Annotated in this window: 1 protein-coding gene; it reads left to right on the top strand. The window is 73.7% G+C overall.

The window, feature by feature from the left end; genetic code table 11:
* Positions 1–598 (top strand): DUF222 domain-containing protein (locus AC1D1A_RS20875; RefSeq protein WP_476948612.1); only part of this gene is annotated, 598 nt, incomplete at both ends.

Below are 598 nucleotides of genomic sequence, written 5' to 3'. Positions count from 1 at the left end.
GGTCTGTTGGGGCGGTTCCCGCCGGCACCTCCTTGTCCTCGGCTCCCGCCGGAAGCCCCGGAACGGGTGAGCCGGCGGTGCCGGAATCGGTGCTGGATGACGGGTACCGGAACACGGTGGAGTTCCTGCGGGCACGGCTGCGGATCAGCGCCGCGGAGGCCAGGCGCCGGCTCTGCCTCGCCGACACGCTGCTGCCCCGGCAGGGACTCGCCGGCCGGCCCATCCCGCCCGTGCACCCGGAGCTCGGAGCCGCCGTCGCGGCCGGCGAGGTCGCCTCCCGCGCCGCGACCGTCATCACGCTCGCCCTGGACCGGGTCCGGCACAGCTGCCTCCCGGAGGCCGCCGCGGCGATGGAGCACGCCCTGACCCGCACCGCGGCCGAGAACGACGCCGACTTCCTGGCCCGGATCAGCCGCAGCTGGGCCGAGGCACTGGACCAGGACGGCGCCGAACCCTCCGAGGAACTGCTCCGCCAGCTCCAGGGCGCCTTCCTCCGCAAACCCCGGCACGGCCTGCAACACCTGGAAATCTTCGCCACCACGGACCAGTTCGAACACCTGATCACCGTGATGAACACCGCCACCAACCCCCGCCCCCG

Source organism: Arthrobacter sp. P1_B9 (genome assembly GCF_056406495.1).
The sequence above is the reverse complement of the archived record's forward strand: the minus strand, read 5'-3'. Positions and strand labels throughout refer to the sequence as shown.